A 26,252-nucleotide genomic window follows, 5' to 3' on the forward strand; every position below is an offset into this window, starting at 1 on the left:
ACATGAATGCCATGACTGAAATCTCAGCCACATTGGTCAAGACTCTGCGCGACCGCACCGGCGCAGGCATGATGGACTGTAAGAAGGCGCTGATCGAAACCAGCGGCGACCTGGAAGCGGCGATTGATTGGCTCCGTAAAAAGGGCCTGTCGGCTGCCGCCAAAAAAGCGGGTCGCGTGGCTGCCGAAGGGCTTGTGGCTCTGGCCGCAAGCGGCAAGGTGGGCGCGGTGATTGAGCTGAACGCCGAAACCGACTTTGTCGCGCGCAACGACCAGTTCCAGGCCTTGGCGCGCCAAGCGGCGCAGGCGGCCTTGGATAAGGGCGAGGATATGGAGGCCCTGCAGGCGGTTCTGGGTCCGGCCCTGACCAATCTGATTGCCACGGTGGGCGAGAACATGGCCTTGCGCCGTGTTCGGCGTCTAAGCGTGACCGAGGGCGTCGTGGCGGCCTATTGCCATGCCGCGATTTCGCCGGGTCTGGGGCGCATCGGCGTGTTGGTGGCTTTGGAGTCTAAGGCCGATCCCGCGCGACTGAACGAGCTGGGCCGTCAAATCGCCATGCACATCGCCGCCACCAAGCCCGAATCCGTCAGCAAAGACGCGATTCCCGCCGATCTGATCGAGCGTGAAAAGCAAATCCTGGCCGACCAGGCCCGCGCCAGCGGCAAGCCCGAAGACGTCATCGCCAAGATGGTCGAGGGTCGCTTGCGTAAGTATTACGAGGAAGTCGCCCTGCTGGAGCAGGTCTGGGTGCATGACGGCGAACGCAAAGTCAGCGTGATGTTGGAGCAACTGGGCAAGGAATGGGGCACTCCGGTCGTCGTGACCGGCTTTGCACGCTTCCATCTGGGCGAAGGCGTCGAAAAGGAACAGACCGACTTCGTGGCCGAAGTCGCCAAGATGGCCGCCGGCTGACATACAGGCAGACCCTGCATGTTGCGGGGAGGTTTAGATATCTTTATCGGGCGGGGGCTGAATGAACCGTGCGTACCGGGCGGCGTGTCTGCGCCGCCAGTCTCCGCCCGCCACGATTTCCATGTGCAGCTAAGCCTATCCCCGCCGCCACATCGTCTCTAGGCCTGAATCCTCCAGCTCCACACCGGCGGCGGCCAGTTGGGCGCGTAGGCGGTCGGCTTCGCCAAAGTCGCGGGCGGCGCGGGCGGCTTGGCGCGCGGCGATCAGGGCTTCGATGGCGGCGTTATCCAAGGCCGCACCACCCACGGGCTGCCAATGGAACCATGTATCGGGGTCTTGGCCCAACAGTCCCAACACCGCGCCGCTGCCCAGCAGCTTGGCCTTGGCGCTTGCCGCCTGGGCGGGGGTTTCGGCCTTATTCAATTCACCCGTCCATTCATGCATCAAGGCGATGGCGCGCGGCGTGTTGAGATCCTCGCCCAACGCGGCCTGCATCTCTTCGGGCAGGATGATCTCCTCCGCCGCGACCTCGATATCGCCGGCCTGGCGCAACGCGCCATACCAACGATCCAGCGACGCTTTGCACTGAGCCAATAGCGCGGCGGTATAGTCCAAGGGCTGGCGGTAATGGGATGACAGCAGGGCCAGGCGCAACGCCTCGCCCGGGGCCTGGGCCAAAATCTCGCGCAAGGTAAAGAAATTGCCCAAGGATTTGGACATTTTCTCGCCATTCACGGTCAGAAAGCCGTTATGCATCCAAAATCGGGCCATCGGCGCGCCGTCATGGGCGCATTGGCTTTGCGCGATCTCATTCTCATGATGCGGGAAGATCAAGTCCAGGCCGCCGGCATGAATGTCGAAAGTCGGACCCAGATGCTCCTGCGCCATGGCCGAGCATTCGATATGCCAACCGGGGCGACCGCGTCCCCACGGGCTGTCCCAACCGGGTTGTTCAGGCGAGCTGGGCTTCCACAGTACGAAATCGGCCGCGTCGCGCTTATACGGGGCCACCTCGACCCGCGCGCCGGCGATCAATTCGTCGCGGCTGTGGCGGGAAAGGCGTCCGTAATCGGGCATCGAGGGCACGTTGAACAACACATGACCTTGGGATTCATAGGCATGGCCCCGTTCGATCAGCTGCGCGATCATGGCCTGCATCTGAGGAATATAGGCCGTGGCCCAAGGCTCGATATCGGGCGGATTGACGCCCAATATCGCCATATCGGCGCGGTAATCGGCCCCGGTGCGGCGGGTGAGATCGGCAATCGACTCGCCGCTTTCTTGCGAACGGGCGATGATCTTGTCTTCGATATCCGTGATGTTGCTGACATGGGTGACGCGCGGAAAACTTGCCCGCAACAACCGCGCCAGAACATCAAACACCACCGCCGGACGAGCATTGCCGATATGCGCCAAGTCATAAACCGTGGGGCCGCACACATAGATGCGGATATTCGTGGGATCAAGAGGCCGAAAAGCTTCAACCTGGCGGGAAAGGGTGTTGTAGAAATGTAAAGTCATGAGCCCCTTGTATCAGAGGCTCGCGCATCTTGCCTAGCGGGAAAAGAAAATGATGCCAAGGCTTGGCTTGGAGGGTGTTTTGAAGGTAGAATGAATTTCAGCCATCCCATTTTTGGAAAGAAGCCCCGATGGATTCGCTGACTCCTCCTTTTATGGTGACATCATATGGCGTCCCTGCGCCATGGATGCCTTTGGGCTGGGCGGGGCTTGTCTTTTCCGTGCCTCTTGTTCTTGCTGTGCTGGCCTTCTTGGCTCTGATGGCCCTTATCCTCAGTGGTCGAACGCGGCGTCATCGGCGGATTTTCCTGTCTTGTCTTGCCGTCATGCTAATCGCGCCCTTATTGTCCCTAACGGCGGTAACATCTTATATGCGCGGGATACTGCTTGGTGGACAACAAGAAGCGCGCATGGCAGTGAACGACAATCTGTTGATCGGCTATGCCCACTTCCTTATAGACAGCATCGCCTATCCTCAGATGAAGGAATCGGGGCAATTGGCGTGCTTTCGAGAACAGTCGCTGCGTCTGGCGTCTTTGTCTTTGGCCGCCGCCGAAAAAACTCAACCGCGCTCGCCCGAACTATCCCGAACCGCCGGCCTTGCTCGAGTAAATGGGGAGATCGATCGCTTTTTTTCTGTGGCCGGTCGAACTTATCGGCATTGGCGCGTGTCGATGGGCATGATGCGCATGGCCTATGTCTTGGCCTTTGTGCGCGGCGCGGCCGGATCGCCAGGCTTAACTGTCCAAACGGTCGATCTGTCGCCGCAAGACACCTACAAATTGCTGCCGCAAATATCGATGTTGCAGGACATCTCCATGCGGATAGACCCGCAAATCATCCGCCTGCGCTTACATGGAGGGATGCTGGGCGAGGACGAATGTTCCGCGATGAACGCCGCGCTGATGGCCCAATTGGCGGTTTATGGATATCGGGCCAATAGCTGCCGCATCGTCAAGGCGTCGGATCAAGCCGCGACTTCCAAGACCGAGGAAGATTCCCAGCACATCGCGGAACTGGATTTCGAGCGCGTCTGGACCGCCCCGCCCGGAACGCACCCACAGGCCGACCCCAACAATATCGGGATCATGGACCTGGCCCAAACCTGCGGGATTTCCATACCAAATCCGGCCCCGCCATCATCTGCCGAGCAAGGACGCGCGCCATGAATGTCTTTGAGATACTCACGAACCAAGTCACACTTCTTTCAGAGATGAAGCCATCTGACGCCATCTGGTTGTTCCTTATTCCAGCGTCTCTGGCCGCATTGGAACTGTTTTTATTGATCTTTTCTAAATCCAAAGAAAAAATGGTGAGAGTAGACTTGGCACTCTCCTTGGTGGTTTTTTTTGTTTGTTATGCGATCCTGCTTTTGTCTGCCGGTCTCTGGCTTTTGGTCACCGATCAAAAGAGTTACGCCATGGAAAAACCGTCTCTGATTGCCGGCGCTGTCAATGGCTTCATAACGAAGCTGATGTATTCGGACGCGATGCAGTTTTCGCAAGCGCCAAACCCGCCCAGCATCTGGCCCGCACCGTGTCAGCCGCTGCTGGAGAATACGTTCCAGATGGCGGCGATGATGGTCATCAAAAACCGGGAGCAGGCCAGGTCCGAGCTGGCCGCCGCCGGTCAAACGCCGCCGACTTCCTTTGATCTTCCCGCCAAGGCCGATGCGTATGAGACGCGCGTTATTCAAAGAATGATCGAATTGTCCGAGCAACAACTGGCCACGCCCCAAGGCCTGGCCGAGCTTTGCGCGAAGTACGCTAAGCTATTATAGAGGCTGTTCATGAATCTAGATGAAACGGCGTCAATGGTTGTGGCTTGGGCGAAGAATCTGAGATTCAGTATCAGCGTAAGCGGCAGGTGATGGATGCCCGCATGCGCGAGCATGACTAAAAGAGAGGGTGGTTTTTATATGAATACGGCATGGCTTGTTGTGCGCCCCCCCCTCTCTTCATGAGTCACTCCCGCGAAGGCGGGAGTCCATCACCTGTCCTGGCCGATGGTGCGGGGGTTTAGAATGAAGCCACACCAGAAAGCATCAAGATTTCGGCGTCTTCCCATCGGCAACCATAATCCATACTTGATCCGGCCATGAGGGCGGGGCACTGTCGGGGCCAGCGTGGGACATCAAGGAACAACGAGTCATGGACAAATTATGCATTGAAGGCGGTGTGGCTTTAACAGGCGTCATTCCCGTCAGCGGAGCCAAGAATGCGGCCTTGCCGCTGCTGGTGGCCGGTTTGATGAGCGACGAGCCGCTGGTGTTAGAGAACGTGCCCGCCGTGGCAGATATCCTGACCATGCGGGCCTTGCTGGAACAGCACGGCGTGGGCGTGGAGCAAGAAGCCCCGGGCATATGGCGGTTACATGCGCGGCAGATCACCAACATCACCGCGCCTTACGACCTGGTGCGCAAAATGCGGGCCAGCATCTGGGTGCTGGGCGCGTTGATGGCCCGCTGCGGCAAGGCGCGGGTGTCCTTGCCCGGCGGCTGCTCGATCGGAACACGTCCCGTCGATTTGCATTTGCAGGGCCTGCGCGCCATGGGTGCCCAAATCGAGCTGAAAGACGGCTATATCGAGGCCCAGGCCCCCCAGGGACTGCGCGGGGCCGAGATCGTCTTCCCCTTCGTCTCGGTGGGCGCGACCATCAATCTGCTGATGGCCGCCAGCCTGGCCAAAGGCGAAACCACACTGATCAATGCCGCGCGTGAACCCGAAGTGTGCAATCTGGCCGAATGTCTGGTCGCCATGGGTGCCCAAATCACCGGCATCGGCGGCGACCGTTTGCATATCGTGGGCGTGGATCGGCTGCATGGCGCGCGCCATGGCGTGATCCCTGACCGCATTGAGGCCGGGACCTGGGCCGTGGCGGCGGCCATCACGGGCGGCGATTTGTTGCTGCAAGGCGCGCGCGCGGACCATCTGGAGGCCTTTACGCGCATCTTGAACTGCGCCGGCGTTCTGGTCACCGAAGAGGAAGGCGGTCTGCGCGTGCGTCGGGCCAATGGCGCGCTGACGGGCGCGGATGTGATGACCGAGCCTTATCCGGGCTATCCCACGGACTTGCAAGCGCAGATGATGGCCTTGATGACGGTGGCCCAGGGCGCGGCCTTGATCACCGAGACGATCTTTGAAAACCGCTTTATGCATGTGCCCGAACTGGCCCGCATGGGCGCGAACATCACCGTGCATACCGCCTCGGCCTTGGTGCGCGGCGTGCCGGTGCTAAAGGGCGCGCCCGTGATGGCGACCGATCTTCGCGCTTCGGTGTCTTTGGTATTAGCAGGGTTGGCGGCCCAGGGCCGCACCACGGTGCGGCGCGTCTATCACCTGGATCGGGGCTATGAACGCATCGAAGAAAAGCTCGTGGCTTGCGGTGCGCGTATCGAGCGTCTCAAAGGCGACGACGAGGAATAAAAGAACCCCGGACGGGGAAACACGGCCCCGCCCGGGATATCTTTGGGCCATCGCCCTACCTTACTGGCCCGCCGAAACGGTATGGATGTGTCCAGGCGGGCTGCCAGGGACCGACTCGAAGGCCTGATACGCCAAGTCGCGCACAAAGGCCCCCATATCGTCGCGGTACTCCGGCCCAATGGCATGAAAGCCATGGCTTTCAAAGAAAGACACACAGGGCAACCGCGAACGCACCAGTAGCCGCGCGGCATGATCCGTCAAGTCTTTCGTAATAAACGCCATCAGCGCCGTTCCGACACCATGGCCGCGATATTCGGGTAAGACCACCACACGCTCGATCTCGATCTCACCATTGGCCATATGACGCGCACGCGCCGTGCCCACCGGCTTACGGCCCCAGAATGCCAGATAGTGCCAGCAATCTTCATCGTCCAGACGATCCAGCTCTCGCCGGGCGGATAATCCGCCGCCATGGACCAGAACGTCCCGTCGGATATTGTAGGCGCTTTCCCGGTCCTCATCGCAACAGACGCACCGCACGGTGATGGCAGAAACCGCTTCATCCGCATGCGGCATTTTTTGACGGATATTCATATCGCACCCCCTTCTGGCGGACGAAAGCGTCCGCCAATCAATCTTGTTGGCCCTATGGAGGATGTAAGTTCGGCGTGGGGCTTTGCACAGGGGGTGCGTCAGAATGTCGCGGCATAAATTCATTAATAAATAACGATCGTTTTTAATATGGCTACATTCAGCAGGGATGTGGGGTCATATGCCCTGCGACAAGCGATCCGGGGGTATGTTCCACCCCAATAACGCCCATCCGCCGTTTTGCCAACGCAGATGCGCGGCATGACCTGTTTTGACCTTCAACAGGCTTTGTTCGATGGCGTTTTGAAAAGCGCCGGGAACAAGGCGCAAGAAAAAACGCAACGTGCCCGCGCTGCTGACGCCGATAACAGGGCCGTCCCCGGGCAAAGTGGCGACATATTCGGCGAAGGCGCGCGTGCGCGCGGCGACGATATCTTCCGACTCGCCCCATCCGTCTTGCAGTGGCCACAAGCCGCGCTTGTTCCACCCTTCCAGATGATCCGCGCCGAAACGCTGCGCGATTTGGGGATCCGTCAGGCCCGACCATGCGCCGTAATCCAGCTCGATCAGGCGGTCATCGGGCTGCGGGGCCAAATTCAACGCCTCGCCCAAAATCTGCGCGAAACGCCATGTCCGCTTCAGATGCGGGGCGTAAAGAGCCTGGGGCCTTTGCGCCAGTGCCACCAAAGCCTGCGCGCCAGCCTGGGCCTGGACCTCGCCCGAGGGAGTCATCGGCAGATCGTTGCGGCAGCCCAGCCGCGTGGGTTCTTGTCCGGCGTCAAAGGTGTTGCCGTGGCGGAAAAGGATAAGGTCACGCATGAGGGATCAATTCCCCTTCGCGGGCGATGATGGCTTCGACGATGCCGATATCTTCGGGATTGTCGATGGACCAATGGGTGCGGCCACGATAATCCACCTCGACCACGCGGATGGGGATGCCAGCCTCTAAGGCGCGCAATTGTTCCAAGGATTCGCTGCGCTCCAACGCGCTCATCGGTAAGGCCGCCAGGCGCATCAACGCCTCGCGCCGATAGCCGTATAGGCCGATATGGCGCATGATCTTGGGAAAGAAGACATCCGGCTCGCGCACGAAAGGCAGAACGGTCTTTGAGAAATACAGGGCGCGCCCTTGGGCGTCGCACACCACCGTCGTGCCGCTGGAGGGGGCCTGTTTCTTGGATTCGATGAATTCAAGCCAGCGCGCGCGATCCAGACATACGGCGGGAGTCACCATGGGTGAAATATCGTCGGCATGCATGGCATCGACCAAAGCCTGCACCACCCAAGGCGGGGTCAGCACCGCGTCGCCTTGAACATTGACGGCGGCGTCAATGCCGCTGCCCAGCGCCGTCAGCGCCGCCGCCGTGCGCTCGGTGCCGTTCTGGCAATCGACCGGCGTCATCACCACCTGCGCGCCAAAGCTGCGGGCATGATCGGCCACGCGCTCGTCATCGGTCGCCACCCATACCCCGGCGACATTCGAGATGCTTTGGCACATGCCCCATACGCGGTGCAAGAGAGAGCGCCCCGCGATCATCGCCATCGGTTTCGCCGGCACGCGCTTTGACCCATAGCGGGCAGGAATGATGATGGCTAGGCGTAAGGCGGAGGAAGTCATAGGCGCATCCCAAAAGAGTGAGACAGGATTTGCCCGATGCTATAGCCCCGGCCCCGTGCGCTGTCACGCGAAAAGAAAAGGGGCGGCCCCCGAACCGGCGACCGCCCCTTTCCCGATAAATGAAGACAGACTAGCGCTTACCAGCGGCCTTTTTTGCCGTCGGGATCGAGCCGCGCAGCTCTTCAATGCTATCGCTGACGCGCGCGCTGATCACTTCCACCGCCTCGTAATTCGACTTGGCCACCATCTCGGCCAATTCCTTCATGTTGGACAAGGCCTTTTCGAACGCCATCTTGCTCAAAGCCGCCGATTTGGCGACTTTCTCTTCGGGCGTGGTGACGGTCATCATCTGGCCCAGCATATCCGAGGCCTCTTGCACCGTCTGGCGCATGATCTCGCCTTGGCGGTGCCACACGGCTTGCAGGCCTTCGAAGGCCAATTGATTGGCGGCGCTGACGGCCTCGATATTGCGGCGCTGCGCGGCGACCAAAGTCTCCACATCCACGCCGGGCATTTTGTATTGGCTGAATGTCTTGGCGAAATCGCCGAATTGGGGAAATTCAGGGAAGAGAGGGTTGGTCTTGGTCATGACGGTCGGGTCCTTTCCGGTTGGCAGTGACGAAGGGCGGCATGTGTTTCGCTGCATTGCAGCATAATCCACTCTGCCGAACATAGCAAGGGGCAGCGGACAGTCTTCATTTTGGTTCCTGCCTCTCTCATTGACACCCGCGCCTCCGAATATAATTCGACAAGGCAACGAGAAAACCCGTAACGACAGGCACAACGAACACGCCGCACTATCTGACATGCAAGACGTGAAAGAAGACATAGGAGCCAACGGGTATTCGAGGATCAGCGTCGCTTACCCCGATTTTTGTACAGCACGTATGTTTGCCCTGATTATTGCTGCCGCAAGTATGATGATAACCATTGCCACCTGATGAATAGTAATCATATCCCTTCATTGCTAAAGGATTCCATCCAATAGGAGCATCCCCACTTTCCATTGTTACATCCACCATATCATTTATCTTTAAGCATAGTTCCTTCTTGATTCCAGGCAAAACAATAATGAGATCTCTACCTGTATTATCCCCAATAACCGTTTTTCCCATTCCATAGATCTCACTATATGTATGTATAAAATAATGCCTTATTCCTGCTGGCACTTCTGTTAAATCTACATCTGGTGGTGGCTCTTTGAATAGAATACCGCCGCCATTCACATCAAAGACATGACAGGACTTATCAGCAGGAGCGAGGGGATTTTCCGCATAACCACTATCAACGGAATTGGCGAGGCTGAATTCCGTATCCGGGCAGCGTGACATCACTCTATCCACGCCGATTTGCAATTCATTGACATAACCGAGAATGGCCGTTGCTTGGGCTTTGAGTTTAACCGCCGAAGTATCGCCATTGAACGAACCCGACGCCGCCGCAATGGCAGAGGCCAAGACGGCCAGAATCGCCACAACCCACAGGATCGGCCCAATGGCTATGCCTGATTCAGACGCCGATGACCAGCGGGGGGGGGGCGGTTTCAGTGCACACATCTGGCCTCTGTAGGCATCGATTCGATTCTAAGTCCTCAATCTATTCCACCTGATCTATGAGATCAATATGACCTTCTCGAACATGAGAGACAGACGCGAATTTGGTCCGCCCAAATTCCGGTTCATAGAAGTACCCTCGAAATGCCCACAACGAACACTCAGCCGATGGGCATGATTGCTTTCTCTGTGTGAATTGGTTCGCGCATCACATAAATGGCCGGAATCACCAAGACGGTTAGCGCCGTGGACGAGGCCAAGCCAAAGAGCAGGGAAATGGCCAGGCCTTGAAAGATGGGGTCGGCCAAGATGAAGGCCGCGCCGATCATGGCGGCCAGGGCCGTCAGCAGGATGGGCTTGAAACGCACGGAACCGGCTTGTAACAGCACATCGCGCAAATCTTGCCCCGAGTCTTGACGGTGGCGGATAAAGTCGATCAGCAAGATGGAGTTACGCACGATGATCCCGGCCAAAGCGATAAAGCCGATCATTGACGTGGCGGTAAACGGCGCGCCAAACAAAGCATGCCCCAGGACGATGCCGATAAGGGTAAGGGGCACCGGCACCAGCACCAATAAGGGCAGGCGGAATTCGCGGAACTGCGCGACGACAAGCAGATAGATTCCCAGCAAGGCGACGGCAAAGGCCGCGCCCATATCGCGGAAAGTCACATAGGTGATCTCCCATTCGCCGTCCCATAGCAGGAAAGGTTTGGACTCGTCGCGTGGTTGGCCGTGCAGGCCGATGGCGGGAGGTCCCGCCGCGCCCCAATCCTGTTTCCCGAGGGCCTTCTCGACATCGCGCATGGCGTAGATGGGGGCTTCGTAATCTCCGGCCAATTCGGCCATGACCATATGCGCGAAGCGTCCGTCACGACGGAAGATCGGCACCGAAGCCGCCTCGCGCGACACATGCACCACATCGCCCAGCTCCACGAATCCCTCGCGCGCGGGAACCGGCGTGGACAGAAGACGCTCGGTCGATCCCAAAGCCTCGCGCGGCAGGCGCAGCGCGATTTCGATCGGATGCACTTGCGGCCCTCGATGCGAATAACCGACAGATACGCCGCCCAATAATGTGGCCAAGGTGTCATACACATGCCCCTCCTCGACGCCGTAGAATTCCAGGCCGTCGTGATCCAGCACAAAGCGCAGACGCTGGCCGGGGGATGGCAAGGTGTCGTCCAGGTCTTTCACGGCATCGACTTGGGAAAAGGCCGCGCGAACCTTCCGAGCCGTTTGTTCGCGTGTGGCGGCGTCGGGGCCATAGATTTCCGCCAGCAAGGTCGCCAAGACGGGCGGCCCCGGCGGGACTTCAGCAACGCGCAAACGCGCGTTCTGGGGCAAGGCCAGATCGCGCAGACGCGAACGAATGTCTTGCGCGATGGCATGACTGCTGCGGTGACGCACGTCTTTGGGTTTCAGGTTGATCAGCAGATCGCCTTGGTGAGGCTGTTGACGCAGATAATAGTGGCGCACCAATCCATTAAAATTGAAAGGCGCGGCCGTGCCGATATAGGCCTGAATGGCCGTGATTTCCTGAATTCCGGCCAATGCCTGCGCGGCGGCAAGGAGCACGCGATCGGTCGTCTCCAGGCTGGCGCTGGGCGGCAGGTCCACAACCACTTGAATCTCGGACTTGTTATCGAAAGGCAGCAGCTTGACCGTCACCAATCCTAAGGGAAACAGCAGGCACGCGGCCACCGTTGCGCCTACCACGCTCCACACGAAACGTCGCGCCGCCTTGCGCGAGGCCAAGACGGGTCCCGCGACACGCCGATACAATCGGCCCAGCGCGCCGCCATCGGATTCTTCATGCCCCGCTTTCGCGCCCGCGCCATGTAATTTGACCATCAGCCATGGCGTCACGGCCACCGCGACCATGAACGAGAACAGCATCGCCGCCGAGGCATTGGCCGGAATGGGACTCATATAAGGTCCCATCAGGCCCGAGACGAACATCATCGGCAGCAAGGCCGCGACCACCGTCAATGTGGCGACCACCGTGGGGTTGCCGACCTCGGCCACCGCCTCGATGGCGGCTTGCATGCGGGTCCGTCCGTCCGGCATGGACCAATGACGGGTGATGTTCTCGATCACCACGATGGCGTCGTCCACCAGGATGCCGATGGAAAAGATAAGGGCGAATAGGCTGACGCGGTTCAACGTAAAGCCCATCAACCACGCCGCGAACAGGGTCAATAAGATCGTCACCGGTACCACCACCAGCACAACGACCCCGGCGCGCCAGCCCAGCGCCCAGGCGATCAAGACGGCGATGCTCAGCGCCGCGATGGCCAGATGCGCCAAAAGTTCATTGGACTTTTCAAGTGCGGAAGCGCCGTCGTTGCGCGTCACCGCCACCTCGATATCCTCGGGCAAGACATGGGCGCGGGCGATTTTCAACTGAGCGAGCAAGTCTTTTGAAACTGTCACCGCGTTCGCGCCTTGACGCTTGGCAAAGGCCATCGTCACGGCGGGGAGGCGGGAAAACCCTTTGCCTCCGTCGGGCAACATCTGCCAGACGCGCTTTTCATCCGTCCGCGCGCCCATCACCACGCGCGCGACATCCTTGACATAAACAGGCCGCCCGTCTTGCGTGGTCAGCAGCAGCATGCCGATATCGGGGATGCCTTGCATGGTGTGACCGGCGGCCACGGATAGGCTCTGGTTGTCTTGTGTTATCTGGCCCGCCAGGAACGAGCGATTGGCGGATTGCACTTTCTCCACCAGGTATTTCAAGGTCACGCCGTATAGAGATAAAAGTTCGGGGTCAGGCTCGACGCGAATTTGGTCGGGCGCGCCGCCGACGATATAGGTCAGCCCCACATTCTCAACTTTGCTCAGCTCGTGATGCAAGCGGTCGGCCAAAAGTCCCAGATCGTGGTCGCTCCAGCGCGAGGCGGCCTCTGGCTTTGGGTGCAATGTCAGAGTCAAGACGGCGACATCGTTGATGCCGCGCTTGACGATCAAAGGCTCGGGGACGCCGATGGGCATGCGGCTATAATTGGCGCGGACGCGCTCATGCACGCGCAAGATGGCGTCATCCTCGCGCGTGCCGACCACGAAACGCGCTGTGACCATGGCTTGGTCATCACTGGTTTGCGAATAGACATGCTCGACGCCGTCAATGCCGCGCAGAATGGATTCCAGGGGGCGAGTCACCAGCTCCACCGCGTCATCGGCCTTGAGGCCATTGGCGGTGACGTGGATATCGACCATCGGCACGCTGATTTGCGGTTCTTCCTCGCGCGGCAACGCCACCAGGCCCAATATTCCCACGGCCAGCGCCGCGACCAGCAGCAACGGTGTTAGGGGCGAGGCGATGAACGCGCGCGCCAGCCAACCGGATAACCCCAGCCGCGCGGTCATGGCTTCACCAGAATATCGCCAGCCTTTAGCCCGGATAGAATCTCGATACCCCCAGGCATGTCTTGGCCGGGCTGCACCACCACCTCGCCGATGGCCTTAACGCGCAGCAATGTCACTCCCATGCGCCGGACCAGGTAATCCCTTGGCACGACAAGACTCATGCGCGATCCCGTGTTGAGATAGACCTTTGCGCGTTCGCCGACAAAGAAATCGCCCAGTCCATCGGCCTCGACATCGGCGATCACGCGGCCTTGCTGCAATTCGGGATAGACCAGACGGATCACGCCGTCTCGATGCGCCGTATCGGCAGAGTCTTCTTGCGCGCCGCGCGCCCCTATCTTGACCGTGTCGCCGAGTTTGACGAAACGCGCGTGACGTTCGGGCAGACGCAAGCGCAAGATATAATTCTCGGTCGCGATCTCGGCCACGGTTTCGCCCGGACGCACCACAGAGCCGTTCACGGCCAACATCTTCAGGATGCGCCCCGAGGCCGGGGCCAAGACATCCGACTCGCTGTTTTGCTGGGCGATTACGCCGCGCTCGGCCTGCGCGGCGTCAAGCCCGCCCGAGACCTGTTCATAAGCGCTTTTCGCCTTGTCCAGGGCGGCTTGCGATACGGTGCCGCCGCCGCGCAGCTCTTGCATGCGTTTGAGTTCCGTACGCGCCAAGTCTTGGTCCGCGCGTAAGGATCGAATGCGCGCGTCCAACGCCTGCAATCGCAAAGACAGCTTGGCATCATAGATCTTTGCGATGGCCTGTCCGGCTTGGACATGGGCACCTTCGGCCAAGGCCAGACTCTCGATGGTGCCCTCCACCCGCGCGCGCGCAGGCGTGGTCTTGACGCTCTCCACCGTGCCGAACACGGCTTTCATGTCCTGCACCACCACCGGCTGCACGGTTATCTCTTCCGCCCAAGCCGCCATCGGCAGGCTCAGAAAGATCAGACATATTCCCCATCGCAACATGTTGTTCTTCCTTTTTGATCGCGGACTTGATCTTTATATCATGATTCTATAAATTAGCAATTATGAATATAAAGACGCAAGAACTCCACCATCTCGATGCCGCCGCGCAATCCGCAGCGCGCTTGTTAAAGGCCATGGCGCATCCCTGCCGTTTGCGGGTTCTGTGCGCCTTGGCCGAGCGGGAGTATTGCGTGGGCGATCTGCAAACGCGTGCCGGATTGTCCCAATCCGCTTTGTCGCAGCATTTAGCGCGTTTGCGTGCCCAGGGGTTGGTGACGACGCGCCGAGAATCGCAAACCGTCTATTATCGCATCCACAGCGCCGAGGCGTCCGCGATCGTCGCCGTCTTGGCGCGCCTGTTTTGTCCTTCCCCTTCGTCCTCCTCGAATTAGCCTTGCCGCGTACACATACACACATGGCATAGCGCTTTAAGCTGCCCAGACATGTCTATCAAACGGTCCTTTCGTCATGACGGTCATATCCTTTCCGGCTGACAGTCACGAAGAAGGATAGATGCATTGCTGCATAACCCAATCTTTCATCCGAGGCGCGTATCTGCCAGTTGGCCATAAAGGCACCGAGAAAAGCCTGATGCTTAGATAAAAGAAAAGGGGGCGGATGTCTCCGCCCCCTCGCTTGTCATTGAACGCGATCGCCGTCAGGTTAGAAGCGATAGACCGCGCTGGCCTGCATACGGTGACCGTAGCCATCCTGGCCGCTGTTCACTTCGCGGTGGCCATAGATGTACTCCGAACCGACATCCACGCTGGGCACCGGGCTCCAGATCAAGTTGACATGGACCGAGTCCAGTTCCTTGGTCGTTGTCACGCCGGGCAGGAAGGTGTGCGGACGAATGGTCGTGTGGCCATAGACCAACGAAGACCGCACGGTGTCTGTCCAGAAGTGCTGGCCACCCACATAACCGCCCCATGTGGCCTGCGTGCGCAAGTCGCCGGTGACGAGGTTAAGAGCCGTACCCAGATTGACGGCATCCGACAGATAACGGCCCATGCCCTCGCCGCCTTGGAACAGACCGAACACGCTGTCCTTGGCATGGAAAGGACCATTGGTGAAGTACGTCGCCGGGACAAAGCGGCCCGACAGAGCCAACCCATAGCCCCAAACATCATCACTTGCCCCGCCGAGGCTGCTGGGCACCTTGACGGCGACATTACGCAGCACGCCGCGCAGGCCGACATGACCCCATGTCGACTGGTACTTGTACGCCGCAGCCATATCGGGAACTTGGTTGATGCTGTTGGTGTTGGTCAGGCCAGCCGAAGTGGTGAAATCCGATTCGGGATTTTCCACAGACGCTGCCAGGGTGTGGCCGTTCTTGAAGTCATGCATGTAGCGGACCTGGGCCTGACGAACATTCGTCCAGCCGGTGGGGCCGTTGGCATCCAGGGTTTCGGGCACGATGGCCATGTCCTGGAACAAGGTGTTGGTTTGACCGGCCAGCCAGCCGCCGATGGTGCCATAGGCGTGACGCAGGCGAGGCTCATACGAGTTGGACAGCAAGCCGTTACCCGTCGGGGTACCGGACATAAAATCAAACTCGATCAATGTCGACACCAAGCCGTAGGAAGACGGCGTCGTGGTCGCCACGTTGATGCGCGACTGGCGCGCATGCAGACGGGTCTGGTTCTTGCGGTTATTCGCGCCGCCTGCCGAGTCGATGGGCAAAGCGGTGAAGTTAAACGAATCGGCGTTCGACGGCGTGGACGGCTTGCTGCCGAAATCATGGATCAAGTCCAGCTTGGCATAGCCACCCAGCTTGATGGTGGTGTCGGTGCCGGGAATGACGAACGCGCCTTTGTCATTCACCGTCACGGCCTTGTTGGCCTTGGCGGCGGCGACATCCGCCTTTTGAGACACAGTCGCGCCTTGGGCCTCGACGGCGTTCAAACGCGCGCTAAGGGCGGCGATCTGTTCGCGCAGCAACTGGACTTCGGTCTTGACGGGCTTGGCTGACGCCTTCTTGCTGGCTGCCAAAGCGGGCGAGGCCGCCAGCGGTATAGCCGCCAGAATGGTCGTCGCCAACAGGAACTTACGGAACGTCATGATGTGCCTCCAAAGTGACGGTTGCTTCGAACATCGACGCAACCTTGCGGTGCGCGAACGCTCACAAATCTGTCTTAATTGATGGTTAAAATCCACCCAATCCTACACCTAGATATCACACATGCCCGTCGTTATGACTTTTACGCAACAGTACATTTTGTATTTGGAATGAATGCCGTGTTGCCCCCCCCTGTGCTCCCCAAGGATATTTGCAACAGGATAACACCGGGGCGCGGCTCTCAAGGGGGCCGCGCTTTCGCATTTTAAGAGATAGTTAAGATGTGAAAGATAGAGCTATAATGAATTGACCTGCTTCCTCTCGCGATAAGGAATGGACGCCATGCTGAAAAAGACGATCATCGGTTTCATGCTGGCTTTGTTCGCAGGGCCTCTCTCCGCTCATGCAGAACTGCCCGGGCAACCCTGCACCGCCGCGCAAATCGGCACGACTAAAATGGCCGATGACAAGCAAAACATCATCGCTTGCCTCCTTACAGGCAAAACCAAGCCAGCAAACGTCCAGGAATGGAAGTCATTCACCAAAGGCAGTTTTGAGGAGACTTCATTGCAGGGAGGAATTTATACGGTCAATTTTTGGGATGGTAACACTTGCAGAAGTCTCAATCCATTAACAGGGGGATGTTCTTGTCCGAAGGGGTTCACGAGCTCTGTGACTTCTGAATTTTATAATCCTGCATGCTTAAATGGCTACTATGACGATAACGGATCACGTACTGTAAATTGCGGGGTTGTGCAGTATCAATGTGTCAACAGCAAACAAGTGGTGAGAGTGAAAGTAAATCCATAAGTGATCGGTCAATTTATTTAGTTCTGCATGGTAACTCTCAAGGCCGCATTCTCAGACCGCAAGACGGCTATCTCTCACCGTAGACCTTCGATTAACTCGCGCAACTCCAGGGAAATCTCCATCCCCCTTTGACTCATATCCAGCCTTCTAACACCAGAAAAATCAGCTCATTATCCGCTTGATCTTTAAACCTGTTGCCTTCCGGACTCACTCGGGGGCTTGGGAGTTACATATTTCCTTACCTCCTCCATTCTCGTGTCATGCCGATACATACGCGCCGCACGCGGCACGCCGCTCGTCACGACCCGGGGGCGGGGCTTAAAGCTGCCTTCTTCAATCCATTGAAAGCGCGCAGCATCCCGCGGGGAACAAAGATAGATTTCGGAGCCTGGGGATTATTATTATTTATTGTGTAAGCCCCGATGGCTTGATCCGCTATTGCGGCGTCTTCGATCCTTTGCCGAATGTTTTTGAAATGGCCGAACAGGGCATCGCCCACGCCCAACAAGGCACCGCCAAATGTCATAAACATAACCGACTCGGAACCCGTGACGGCGCACACGCCACCCACTACCCCGGCATATATCATGGCCTTACCCGCCATACGCAACAGAGACGGCCCATTTTCTTTTTCTCTCTTAACGGTCGCCCGGGCCTGGTCTCTGAACGCCATGGCCTTCTCACACGAATACCCATTCCTGACGGGGTTACGCATCTTTGTTTGTTTCTTAGATGGCGCGTTCCGATGCGTGCTGACTTGGATCATCGAGTGTGCATGGCTCATGCTTAATCCCTTTCTTATCTGTCATGTGGCCCACCCACATCATACAGTTACATTAGTGAAACTATTTAGCTTTACTTCTCACTTACAGCGGTGTCGTCCCCAGCCCTTCCGGTCCTTGGAAACATGGCCTAATCTCTCCCGACACTCCACGGGGCAGGCAACGGAAAAGGTGGCATCTTCCCTGCCAGGGCGGGAATATGCTAAACAGCGCGTCGCAAAAGCCACAAAAACCTATCGTCACAATAAGGAGTCTGGAGCATGACCGTGCGGGTTGCGATTAACGGCTTTGGCCGCATTGGGCGGTTGGTGTTGCGGGCGGCGGCGGAAGCCGGGCGCAAGGACGTGGAGTTCGTGGCCATCAACGACCTGACAGGCCCCGAGACTCATGCCTTTATGCTGGCTTACGACTCGGTGCATGGCCGCTTTCCCGGCACGGTCAGCCATGACGCCGACTCTTTGACCGTCAATGGCCAAAAGATCAAGACTCTGGCCGTGACCGATCCTGCCAGCCTGCCTTGGGGCGAGATGGGCGTGGATGTGGTCATGGAATGCTCGGGCCGCTTCACCAAGGCCCAGGACGCGCGCAAGCATCTGGATGCGGGCGCAAAGAAGGTATTGATCTCGGCCCCCGCCACGGATGAAGACATCACCGTGGTCTATGGCGTCAATCATGGCCAGCTTAAGCCCGAACATCGGATCATCTCCAACGCCTCATGCACCACGAATTGCTTGGCTCCCGTGGCCGCCGTGCTGCATGGATCGGTCGGGATCGTGCATGGCTTTATGACGACCATTCATTCCTACACGGGAGATCAGCGTCTTGTGGACGCCATCCATAGCGATCTACACCGTGCCCGCGCCGCCGCGCTGAATATGATCCCGACATCGACGGGTGCCGCCAAGGCCGTGGGCAAGGTGCTGCCCGAGCTGAAAGGTAAGCTGGACGGCACGGCCATCCGCGTGCCCACGCCCAATGTCTCGGTCGTGGACTTTAAGTTCACCGCCGCACGCGACACCAGCGTCGAAGAAATCAACGCCGCCATCAGCCAGGCGGCGGCTGCCGGTCCGCTTCAAGGCATTCTTGGCACTTACGAGCTGCCTTTGGTCTCGGGCGACTTCAACCATGATCCGCGTTCGTCGATCTTCGCCCTGAAGGAAACCAAGGTCATCGACAAGCGTTTCGTGCGCATCCTCAGCTGGTACGACAACGAATGGGGCTTCTCGAACCGTATGTCGGACACGGCTGTGGCGGCATGTGCCGCATAGGTCCTTTGCGGGAAGACAGCGACCGCCGCGCATGGGAAGGCCTGTGGCGGCCCTATCACGAGGGGTAGGCTTTGGTGGTTGGTTCTCAATCAGTGGGGGTGGCTGCTGTGGCCAGATCATGGGAAGGATTTGTCTTACCGGGCTTGCTTTGGAAAAAGTCATGAATAATTTTTCTTGTTTGAGGGGATATATTCAATTCTTTGAATTCATTTGAAAAAGGCGACACCATGAAATAGGCGTCATGCTCTTGCGGGGCCAAAGTCACATCGCTCGAATCCGACAAGACGGCAAAGTTCAGTTGGCGCGTTCTTTTTCCCGAGCCAGAAATATAATCGAAGCAGCCTATGTAGCTTTCTATGCTTGTAACACTCAATCCCGTTTCTTCTTTGCACTCCCTGATTAGGGCATCAAGAAACCCTTCATGGGCGTCAACGGTGCCGCTGGGCAGCTCAACCAGTCCACCCATAAAATCATCCGATACCCGACGCAAAAGTAACACCTTATCTTCAAAATAGAATAAAGCCCCCATGACAACCTTTTGAATGCCATCATTCATGATGGACTGCTTTAGATCTGCGGCAATCTTTTGTTGAGAGGCGTTTCTCATTTTGTCTCCGCAGATCTTGCGCATGATCCCAAGCGCCGAGTCTCCCCCTCGAGGATCCATCCCTTGTCCAGATATTGGCCTTGCAACACATCAAGGCGTTGATCCTGGGTACCTTGCGTCTAGGCTTTTTGGCCGATCAGGGACTGGGCCAGCTCCATCACCCCGGGTGCGGCATCGACGGCCATCATGCCGACGCTGTGATACCCGGCATCGATATGCAGCACTTCGCCCGTCACGCCGCCGCCCAGATCGCTCAGCAGATACAATGCGCCGCCGCCGACATCTTGCAGGCTGACATTGCGGCGTAAGGGGGCGTTCAGCTCGTTCCAGCGCATGATATAGCGGAAATCGCCGATGCCGCTGGCGGCCAAAGTACGGATGGGACCGGCCGAGATGGCGTTGACGCGAATGCCCTTTGGCCCCATATCCGCCGCCAGATAGCGCACGCTGGCCTCCAGCGCCGCCTTGGCCACGCCCATCACGTTGTAATGGGGCATAACGCGCTCGGCACCCAGATAGGTCAGCGTCAACAGACTGCCGCCCTCGCTCATCAGCGGCGCGGCATGGCGCGCCAGAGCGGTGAAGGAATAGCAAGAAATGTCCATCGTTCGCAGGAAATTGGCGCGGCTGGTGTTCAGATATTCGCCGTCCAATTCGTTCTTGTCGGAAAAGGCGATGGCATGCACCAGAAAGTCCAACCCGCCCCACACATTCTTAATCTCACCGAACAAGGCGTCCAGGCTGGCTTCGTCCGTGACGTCGCAAGGTTGGATCAGCTTGGCATCCACCGATTGCGCCAGGGGGATGACGCGCTTGGCCAAAGGCTCGCCCTGATAGGTAAAGGCCAATTGCGCGCCTTGCGCCGCCACCGCCTGAGCAATGCCCCAAGCGATCGAGCGATCATTGGCCACGCCCATAATCAAGCCGCGCTTGCCCGCCATCAGCGGCTTGCCAGTGGCATAGGGGGATTCGGACTCGGTCGGGACGGAAGATACGGTCGCATCAGTCATGGGTATGTCGGCTCTCTAAGTGTAGTCAGATAGGCCCACACTGTGCCGAAAACTGGGCTTGGGATCAAGCAGTGCCGTTCGCGGGGTGGTCTTATGAAGGGGTGTAGATGCTTCGCAGCTGTCCCAACGGTCCCACTTCGCCGATGACGGGGCGCAGTAGAACTTTCTTGTCCCGTTTGATCATCTGTGAGAGCGGGACTTTCAGGCCGCGCCTGGAGCCGTCTTGCGGCTGTGCCCATAGAATGAAACGGGGATCGTATCCTTCCGGGCCGTCATCAAGGATCACGCGATCCTCGCCCAGGGTTTCCGTAACGTTATCCAGTATGCGAAGGCGCACGCACGAGGTCAGTATGCTGTCGCGCGGCATGATGACGGCCAATGTATGGCTCTTGTTCTGGCCTTGGGGATGTTCAATGCTGCTTGTCGTGTCGCGCAGCATGACGCCGGACAGAACACTATAGCCGTAGTTCATAGTCTCATACGGACCTTGCCATAACTCATCGGCTAGACGGTAGATGCGGCCGACTTCATCGGCATTGGCGCGAAAACGGAACATCGGGCAATGCAATAAGCTTTGATGCTCTTTGGCAACTTTCTGGAGGCCATTGCTCAACGCCACCACCTGATACAGCGAGGCGCTTTGTTTATTCAGCCGACCGGACAGTCCCACCGCTCTGTGCTGAAACTGTGTGCCATTCGCACCGGGATTCTGTGTGAGGACCCAAGAGAATCCGTAGGGTTCAAGCTGCTGGCTCATGTTTCTTTCCTGTGTTTGTCATGGATACATGGATACGGATCATCATGGTCCGATGGAGGGCAGTCAATGCTTAATGCCAAAGGGATAGGCTAAGCGACCTGGCAGGCTTCCTCGAAGGTCAGGCGCGGCAGGCGCGGATGCAGGGTATCGCCGCCCTTCCCATAGCCCAGATTGCACAGGAAATTGGCCTTGATCCCGCCTTGCGGGAAAAAGGCGACCTCGGCTTTGTCCGCGTCAAAGCCCGACATGGGACCGCAATCCAGCCCCAAGGCGCGCGCGGCCAGCATCAAATAAGCGCCCTGCAGGCCGCCGTTGCGAAAGGCGGTGTCGGAGATCAGCGTGTCTTGCCCGACAAACCATGCGCGGGCGTCTGTATGCGGGAACAGGCGCGGCAGATTCTCGTAAAACGCCATATCGTGGCCGATCAGAACCGTGACGGGTGCCGTCATGGTCTTGTCCAGATTGCCCGGTGCCAAGCATGGCTTGAGGCGCTCTTTAGCCTCGGGCGTGCGAATAAAGACAAAGCGTCCCGGCTGACAATTGGCGCTGGTCGCGCCCAGGCATGCCAAATCATAGACCTGGCGCAAGGTGTCTTCCGTCACCGCCTTGTCCGTCCATACCGAATGCGTTCGCGCTTGCCGGAATAAAGTGTCGAGAGCGGCGGAGTTCAAAGGAGCGTTCATGATGCGGACCTCACTTCTTGGATTTCGGGGATGAAGTGGCGCAACAGATTCTCGATGCCTCCCTTGAGGGTGGCTTGAGAGCTGGGGCAACCGGCACAGGCTCCGCGCATATGCAGATACACCACGCCGTCTTGAAAGGATTGAAACTGAACGTCGCCGCCGTCTTGCGCGACGACGGGACGCACGCGCTGATCTAGAATCTCTTGGATTCTTTGAATGATGGGATCGTCCGAGCCATCTGCCGCTTGGGCCATCGGCGCGGACGCGTCGGCAAACAGTACAGGGGCGTCTTCCACGAAGTGATCCATGATCGCCGCCAGAACCACCGCTTTCATGGCAGGCCAGGCCATGTCGGGTGACTTGCTGACCGAGATGAAATCCGCGCCCAAGAACACGCCCTCGACCCCCTCGACCGCGAACAGGCGCGCGGCCAAGGGCGAGACTTCCGCCGCCGTCTGCGCATCGCGCAGATCAATCCCCGCCCGATCCCCCGCGACCATGCGGCCAGGAAGGAACTTTATGGTCGCCGGATTGGGAGTCTCTTCGGTTTGGATGAACATGATGGTTTCCTGGAAGCTGCCCTCTTGCCCAATATAGACGCTCTGGCGGCAATGCCAAGGGTGCTTTGGTGCGCTGACCTGATCCTTTAAAATCCAGGTTTCAAGAAATGTCCTTATGGATGACCAAAATGGTGCGGTCGAGAAGACTTGAACTTCCACGGGGTTTCCCCCACAGCGACCTCAACGCTGCGCGTCTACCGTTCCGCCACGACCGCGCCCGGTGTGAGACCTTAGCAAAGCCTGAACGCCTCCTGCAAGCAGAACCGGGATATGTGCGAGAGTTTCGGTCCGCAGGCGGCGCTTCGCTCCTTGGAGGCATGAAGGCGCAGGCCTGGTTCCTAAGCTGTCCGAGGGCCTTGAAACCCGTCCTCGCTTGCGCGGCCTGTGTGCGCTAAGATATTGGTATGAGAATTCTTATCGTCACCGATGCGTGGCATCCGCAAGTCAACGGCGTGGTCCGTAGTCTTGAGCGATTGCAGGATGAATTGGCCGCCTTAGGGCATGAGGTCGAGGTGTTTGGCCCGCGCCAGAGGCGTCTGTTGAGCTTTCCGATGCCAGGATACCCCGAAATTACCTTGGATTTTGGCGCACATAACGATCTGGCCGAGATTCTTGGCCGGTTTCGTCCCGCCATCATTCATGTAGCGACCGAAGGGCCCTTAGGCTGGACGGCGCGGCGGTTGGCGCGGCGATGGGGATTGCGCTTTACGACATGCTGGCATACGCGCTTCCCCGATTATCTGGCCTCGCGCGTGCCAGGATTCCTTGCGGGAATAGCCACGAAGGTCTCTTGGGCCGTGTTGCGGTACTTTCACCGGCCCAGCTCGGCGGTTCTGGTGCCCACGGCCAGTTTGGAAAAGGAGCTGGCCTTCCATGGATTTACCCATTTGCGACGCTGGGGGCGCGGGGTGGATACGGCCCTGTTCTCGCCCATTCATGGCCGCGATAGCTTGGACCTGCCGCGCCCGATTTTCTTATGTGTCGGCCGCGTGGCGGTGGAAAAGAACTTGCCCGCCTTTCTTGAACTGGATCTGCCCGGCAGCAAGGTCGTGGTGGGCGACGGGCCGGATATAGAACGTCTGAAGGCGCGCTTTCCACAGGCACATTTTCTGGGACAGAAAGAGGGCGTCGAGCTGGCGCGATGCTATGCGGCGGCCGATGTCTTCGTCTTTCCTTCGCGCACGGACACCTTCGGTTTGGTTTTGCTGGAATCCTTGGCCAGCGGCGTTCCGGTGGCGGCGTTTCGCGTTCCCGGTCCCGAAGACGTGTTGGCCGGATCGCATGGGATCGCCTGTTTGCATCAGGACTTGCGCCGCGCCGCACTGGCGGCTTTGGATCTGGCGGGCCAGCCGGAAACGGCGGCGCGCTGCCGGGAATTCGCCCAGCAACATTCTTGGAAAGCCAGCGCCCAGGTGTTTTGGGACCATCACGCCTTGATTCTACAAAAGCCCCGTAAGCCATGACGCTTTCGGCCTTTTTGTATCGCCATGCATTGATCGCGGCAACGCCGTTGATGCGCGTGGGATTGGCCTGGAGAATGTCCAAGGGCAAAGAAGACGGCACGCGCCTGGCCGAGCGACGCGGGATTGCCAGTCGCGCGCGTCCCGCGCAGCGTCCATTCATTTGGTGCCATGGTGCCAGCGTGGGCGAGTCGATGGCGCTGTTAAAGCTGATCCAGGCATTGACCGAGCGCGGTGCTTTCGTGCTGCTGACGACGGGCACGGTGACTTCGGCGCGTTTGGTGGCGGCGCGTCTGCCGCCCAATGCCATGCATCAATATCGGCCCAGCGATAACCCGCTTTGGGTGCGCCGTTTCCTCGATTATTGGCGTCCGGATTTGGTGATCGGCTCCGAGTCGGATTTCTGGCCCAATATGATGGCGGCGATTCATGCGCGCAGCATCCCGATGGTGATGGTCAATGCGCGTATCTCGCCGCGTTCTTGCCATCGGTGGCAACGCTTTGCCCGCAATTGGGCGCGCGAATTGTTGGCCCCCATCAAGATGACCTTGGCGCAAAGCCAAGAGGATGCCCGCCGTCTGCAAAGCCTGGGCGCGTCGCCGGTTCTGTGCGTGGGGAATCTGAAATTCGCCGCCGATCCGCCCTCGGCCGATCCGGCGGTGCTGGGCGAATTATCCGGCTTGATCGGTACGCGGCCCGTCTGGCTGATGGCTTCGACCCATCCGGGCGAGGACCAACTGGCCCTGCAGGCGCATCAGGCCTTGGTTCAGGAATTTCCCGATCTGTTGACGGTGATCGCGCCGCGCCATGCCGCGCGCGGCGGCGATATCGCGGTCCAGGCGACGCGCCAGGGTCTGTCTTGGGCGCGGCGCAGTCAGCAAGGCATGCCGCAATCGGGATGCTCCGTCTATATCGCCGACAGCATGGGCGAAATGGGCATTTGGTACCGCTTGGCCCCGGTCGCGTGCATCGGCGGGTCTTTCGTTCCCATGGGCGGACATAATCCGCTGGAGGCCGCAAGGCTGGGCTGCGCCATTTTGCACGGCCCGGATATGAGCAACGCCGTCGAGGCCACGGCGGCCTTGCATCAAGCAGGATCGGCGATGCGCGTGGAAGATGAACGCGGCTTGGCCCAGGCCTTGCGCGGCCTGTTGACCCAGCCTGCCCGCGCCCGTCAAATGGGTCAGGCGGCGCATGACGCAGCCTTGGCCCAGGCTGGCGTAGGGGATCGCGTGATGCAGGCTTTGGCCCCGATCTTGTCGCAGATCGGCCTGCCCCCCGCTCGGGGAGCGTTCGAACCGTGAGCCTGTCTTTGCATGCGCCGCGTTTTTGGTTCGGCCCGCCTTCTTGGCAATCCGCGCTGCTGACTCCGGCCAGTTGGATATGGCGCGCGGTCAGCGCATGGCGCGCACGAAGCGCACAGCCATGCCGGTTGGGCGCAAAAATGGTGGTCGTGGGCAATGCGGTGGCGGGCGGCGCGGGGAAAACCCCCATCGCCATGGCCGTGGCGGCGGCACTACGCGCGCGTGGGGTGAAGGCGCATATGGTCAGTGGCGGCTATGGCGGCACCTCGCGCGGGCCGCTGTTGGTCGATCCCGCCTATCACGGTTTTGATCGGGTAGGTGACGAAGCCCTCTTATTGGCCAAGGTCGCGCCCAGTTGGATCGCGCGCAAACGCGGCCAAGCGGCGCGCGCGGCCTGGGGCTGCGGGGCGCAAGCGGTGGTGTTGGACGATGGCTTGCAGCATCCCGGCTTGCGGCCCGATCTGGCCTTGATGGTCGTGGATGCGCGCCAGGGCTTGGGCAATGATCGCGTGATTCCGGCAGGTCCCTTGCGTGAGCCTTTCGACCAGGCATTGGCCCGTTGCCACGGCGTGGTTTTGCTGGGCGGCGACGCCACGCCCGCCTTGATGCGCCGCTTATCGGCGCGTCCCGTCCTTCGCGCGCATCTGGTCCCGTCCCATGACGCGCCCGATCTGCACGGATTGCGCGTGGTGGCCTTTGCCGGCATCGGGCGGCCCCAGAAATTCTTTGATACATGTCGTCAGATGGGCGCGGAGGTGGTCAAGGAATGTCCCTATCCCGACCATCACCCCTACACCGCGCATGATACTTTTGATCTGGCCAATCTGGCGGCGGATTTGGACGCGCAGCTTGTCACCACCGAGAAAGACGGCATACGCCTGACGCCAGATTTGCTCGACCAAGCCCTTGTCTTACCGATGACCGTCCGTTGGGAAGAACCGGAGGCCCTGGATCGTCTGTTGGATAGCCTGAGCCTTACTCGGTAATCCGTGCG

General features: G+C 59.1%; 25 protein-coding genes and 1 tRNA gene. 10 read left to right on the top strand and 16 right to left on the bottom strand.

All coding sequences use genetic code 11. The annotated features are described in order from the left end of the window. Nucleotides 1-11: 11 nt before the first annotated feature. Nucleotides 12-914, top strand: coding sequence for an elongation factor Ts (locus tag IPI58_05395; GenBank protein QQR68295.1), 903 nt, complete (start codon nt 12-14; stop codon nt 912-914). Between the two features lie 135 nt (nt 915-1,049). On the opposite strand, the gene IPI58_05400 is transcribed toward IPI58_05395, so the two are convergent. Continuing rightward, nucleotides 1,050-2,435: a cysteine--tRNA ligase gene (locus tag IPI58_05400; protein ID QQR68296.1), complete on the bottom strand. Its 1,386-nt coding sequence runs from the start codon at nt 2,433-2,435 to the stop codon at nt 1,050-1,052. Between the two features lie 128 nt (nt 2,436-2,563). On the opposite strand from IPI58_05400, the gene IPI58_05405 reads away from it, so the two are divergent. The 3 genes from IPI58_05405 to murA all read left to right on the top strand — a co-directional run bounded on the left by IPI58_05405 (nt 2,564) and on the right by murA (nt 5,857). After that, nucleotides 2,564-3,601, top strand: coding sequence for a hypothetical protein (locus IPI58_05405; protein QQR68297.1), 1,038 nt, complete (start codon nt 2,564-2,566; stop codon nt 3,599-3,601). After that, the gene (locus IPI58_05410) at nt 3,598-4,212 is read left to right on the top strand and encodes a hypothetical protein (protein QQR68298.1); all 615 of its coding nucleotides are present in this window, start codon (nt 3,598-3,600) and stop codon (nt 4,210-4,212) included. The genes IPI58_05405 and IPI58_05410 overlap by 4 nt, the downstream gene beginning before the upstream one ends. A 370-nt stretch (nt 4,213-4,582) precedes the next feature. Then, nucleotides 4,583-5,857 (top strand): UDP-N-acetylglucosamine 1-carboxyvinyltransferase, encoded by a 1,275-nt coding sequence (gene murA / locus IPI58_05415; protein QQR68299.1) that lies wholly within the window; start codon nt 4,583-4,585, stop codon nt 5,855-5,857. Between the two features lie 60 nt (nt 5,858-5,917). Here murA and IPI58_05420 read toward each other — a convergent pair whose 3' ends face one another. The 7 genes from IPI58_05420 to IPI58_05450 form a co-directional block, all read right to left on the bottom strand. Then, nucleotides 5,918-6,451 (bottom strand): GNAT family N-acetyltransferase, encoded by a 534-nt coding sequence (locus IPI58_05420; GenBank protein QQR68300.1) that lies wholly within the window; start codon nt 6,449-6,451, stop codon nt 5,918-5,920. Nucleotides 6,452-6,625: 174 nt separating this feature from the next. Next, nucleotides 6,626-7,267, bottom strand: a complete 642-nt coding sequence (locus IPI58_05425) for a histidine phosphatase family protein (GenBank protein ID QQR68301.1) — start codon at nt 7,265-7,267, stop codon at nt 6,626-6,628. Further along, entirely contained in the window at nt 7,260-8,066 is an 807-nt protein-coding gene (locus IPI58_05430; protein QQR68302.1) for a 3-deoxy-manno-octulosonate cytidylyltransferase, read from the bottom strand. Before IPI58_05430 ends, IPI58_05425 begins: the two co-directional genes overlap by 8 nt. Before the next feature lie 130 nt (nt 8,067-8,196). Further along, nucleotides 8,197-8,655: a phasin family protein gene (locus IPI58_05435; GenBank protein ID QQR68303.1), complete on the bottom strand. Its 459-nt coding sequence runs from the start codon at nt 8,653-8,655 to the stop codon at nt 8,197-8,199. Between the two features lie 208 nt (nt 8,656-8,863). After that, on the bottom strand, nt 8,864-9,541 hold the full coding sequence (locus IPI58_05440; protein ID QQR68304.1) for a hypothetical protein: 678 nt from the start codon (nt 9,539-9,541) through the stop codon (nt 8,864-8,866). A gap of 239 nt (nt 9,542-9,780) precedes the next feature. Then, nucleotides 9,781-12,990 (bottom strand): efflux RND transporter permease subunit, encoded by a 3,210-nt coding sequence (locus IPI58_05445; GenBank protein ID QQR68305.1) that lies wholly within the window; start codon nt 12,988-12,990, stop codon nt 9,781-9,783. Next, nucleotides 12,987-13,955: an efflux RND transporter periplasmic adaptor subunit gene (locus IPI58_05450; GenBank protein QQR68306.1), complete on the bottom strand. Its 969-nt coding sequence runs from the start codon at nt 13,953-13,955 to the stop codon at nt 12,987-12,989. Before IPI58_05450 ends, IPI58_05445 begins: the two co-directional genes overlap by 4 nt. A 62-nt stretch (nt 13,956-14,017) precedes the next feature. Between IPI58_05450 and IPI58_05455 the strand changes: the two genes are divergently transcribed. Continuing rightward, nucleotides 14,018-14,347, top strand: a complete 330-nt coding sequence (locus IPI58_05455) for a winged helix-turn-helix transcriptional regulator (protein QQR68307.1) — start codon at nt 14,018-14,020, stop codon at nt 14,345-14,347. A gap of 271 nt (nt 14,348-14,618) precedes the next feature. Here IPI58_05455 and IPI58_05460 read toward each other — a convergent pair whose 3' ends face one another. Next, nucleotides 14,619-16,019 carry a porin gene (locus tag IPI58_05460; GenBank protein QQR68308.1) on the bottom strand — a complete coding sequence of 467 codons (1,401 nt, stop codon included), beginning with the start codon at nt 16,017-16,019 and terminating at the stop codon, nt 14,619-14,621. A 340-nt stretch (nt 16,020-16,359) separates the two neighbouring features. Here IPI58_05460 and IPI58_05465 point away from each other — a divergent pair, with 340 nt between their 5' ends. Continuing rightward, nucleotides 16,360-16,827 (top strand): hypothetical protein, encoded by a 468-nt coding sequence (locus tag IPI58_05465; GenBank protein QQR68309.1) that lies wholly within the window; start codon nt 16,360-16,362, stop codon nt 16,825-16,827. Nucleotides 16,828-17,125: 298 nt separating this feature from the next. Here the strand turns inward: IPI58_05465 and IPI58_05470 are convergent, their stop codons facing one another. Further along, the gene (locus IPI58_05470) at nt 17,126-17,611 is read right to left on the bottom strand and encodes a hypothetical protein (GenBank protein QQR68310.1); all 486 of its coding nucleotides are present in this window, start codon (nt 17,609-17,611) and stop codon (nt 17,126-17,128) included. A gap of 258 nt (nt 17,612-17,869) precedes the next feature. Here IPI58_05470 and gap point away from each other — a divergent pair, with 258 nt between their 5' ends. Next, a complete protein-coding gene (gap, locus tag IPI58_05475) occupies nt 17,870-18,877 on the top strand; it encodes a type I glyceraldehyde-3-phosphate dehydrogenase (GenBank protein QQR68311.1) in 1,008 nt (335 codons plus the stop codon). 85 nt (nt 18,878-18,962) lie between these two features. Here gap and IPI58_05480 read toward each other — a convergent pair whose 3' ends face one another. The 6 genes from IPI58_05480 to IPI58_05505 all read right to left on the bottom strand — a co-directional run bounded on the left by IPI58_05480 (nt 18,963) and on the right by IPI58_05505 (nt 22,709). After that, nucleotides 18,963-19,433, bottom strand: a complete 471-nt coding sequence (locus IPI58_05480) for an NUDIX hydrolase (protein ID QQR70053.1) — start codon at nt 19,431-19,433, stop codon at nt 18,963-18,965. 170 nt (nt 19,434-19,603) lie between these two features. Beyond that, entirely contained in the window at nt 19,604-20,425 is an 822-nt protein-coding gene (gene fabI / locus IPI58_05485) for an enoyl-ACP reductase FabI (protein QQR70054.1), read from the bottom strand. A 160-nt stretch (nt 20,426-20,585) separates the two neighbouring features. After that, nucleotides 20,586-21,251, bottom strand: a complete 666-nt coding sequence (locus tag IPI58_05490) for a hypothetical protein (protein ID QQR68312.1) — start codon at nt 21,249-21,251, stop codon at nt 20,586-20,588. Nucleotides 21,252-21,340: 89 nt separating this feature from the next. After that, nucleotides 21,341-21,934, bottom strand: coding sequence for a malonic semialdehyde reductase (locus IPI58_05495; protein QQR68313.1), 594 nt, complete (start codon nt 21,932-21,934; stop codon nt 21,341-21,343). Next, nucleotides 21,931-22,494 (bottom strand): NifU family protein, encoded by a 564-nt coding sequence (locus tag IPI58_05500; protein QQR68314.1) that lies wholly within the window; start codon nt 22,492-22,494, stop codon nt 21,931-21,933. Before IPI58_05500 ends, IPI58_05495 begins: the two co-directional genes overlap by 4 nt. Before the next feature lie 129 nt (nt 22,495-22,623). Further along, nucleotides 22,624-22,709: transfer RNA gene (locus IPI58_05505), tRNA-Leu, on the bottom strand. Between the two features lie 189 nt (nt 22,710-22,898). Between IPI58_05505 and IPI58_05510 the strand changes: the two genes are divergently transcribed. The 3 genes from IPI58_05510 to lpxK are packed head-to-tail and all read left to right on the top strand — an operon-like array spanning nt 22,899 to nt 26,244. Next, nucleotides 22,899-23,957, top strand: coding sequence for a glycosyltransferase family 1 protein (locus IPI58_05510; protein ID QQR68315.1), 1,059 nt, complete (start codon nt 22,899-22,901; stop codon nt 23,955-23,957). Further along, on the top strand, nt 23,954-25,258 hold the full coding sequence (locus IPI58_05515) for a 3-deoxy-D-manno-octulosonic acid transferase (GenBank protein QQR68316.1): 1,305 nt from the start codon (nt 23,954-23,956) through the stop codon (nt 25,256-25,258). Before IPI58_05510 ends, IPI58_05515 begins: the two co-directional genes overlap by 4 nt. Further along, on the top strand, nt 25,255-26,244 hold the full coding sequence (lpxK, locus tag IPI58_05520) for a tetraacyldisaccharide 4'-kinase (GenBank protein ID QQR68317.1): 990 nt from the start codon (nt 25,255-25,257) through the stop codon (nt 26,242-26,244). The genes IPI58_05515 and lpxK overlap by 4 nt, the downstream gene beginning before the upstream one ends. Nucleotides 26,245-26,252: the final 8 nt, after the last annotated feature.

Source organism: Alphaproteobacteria bacterium (genome assembly GCA_016699305.1).
Classification (GTDB): Bacteria; Pseudomonadota; Alphaproteobacteria.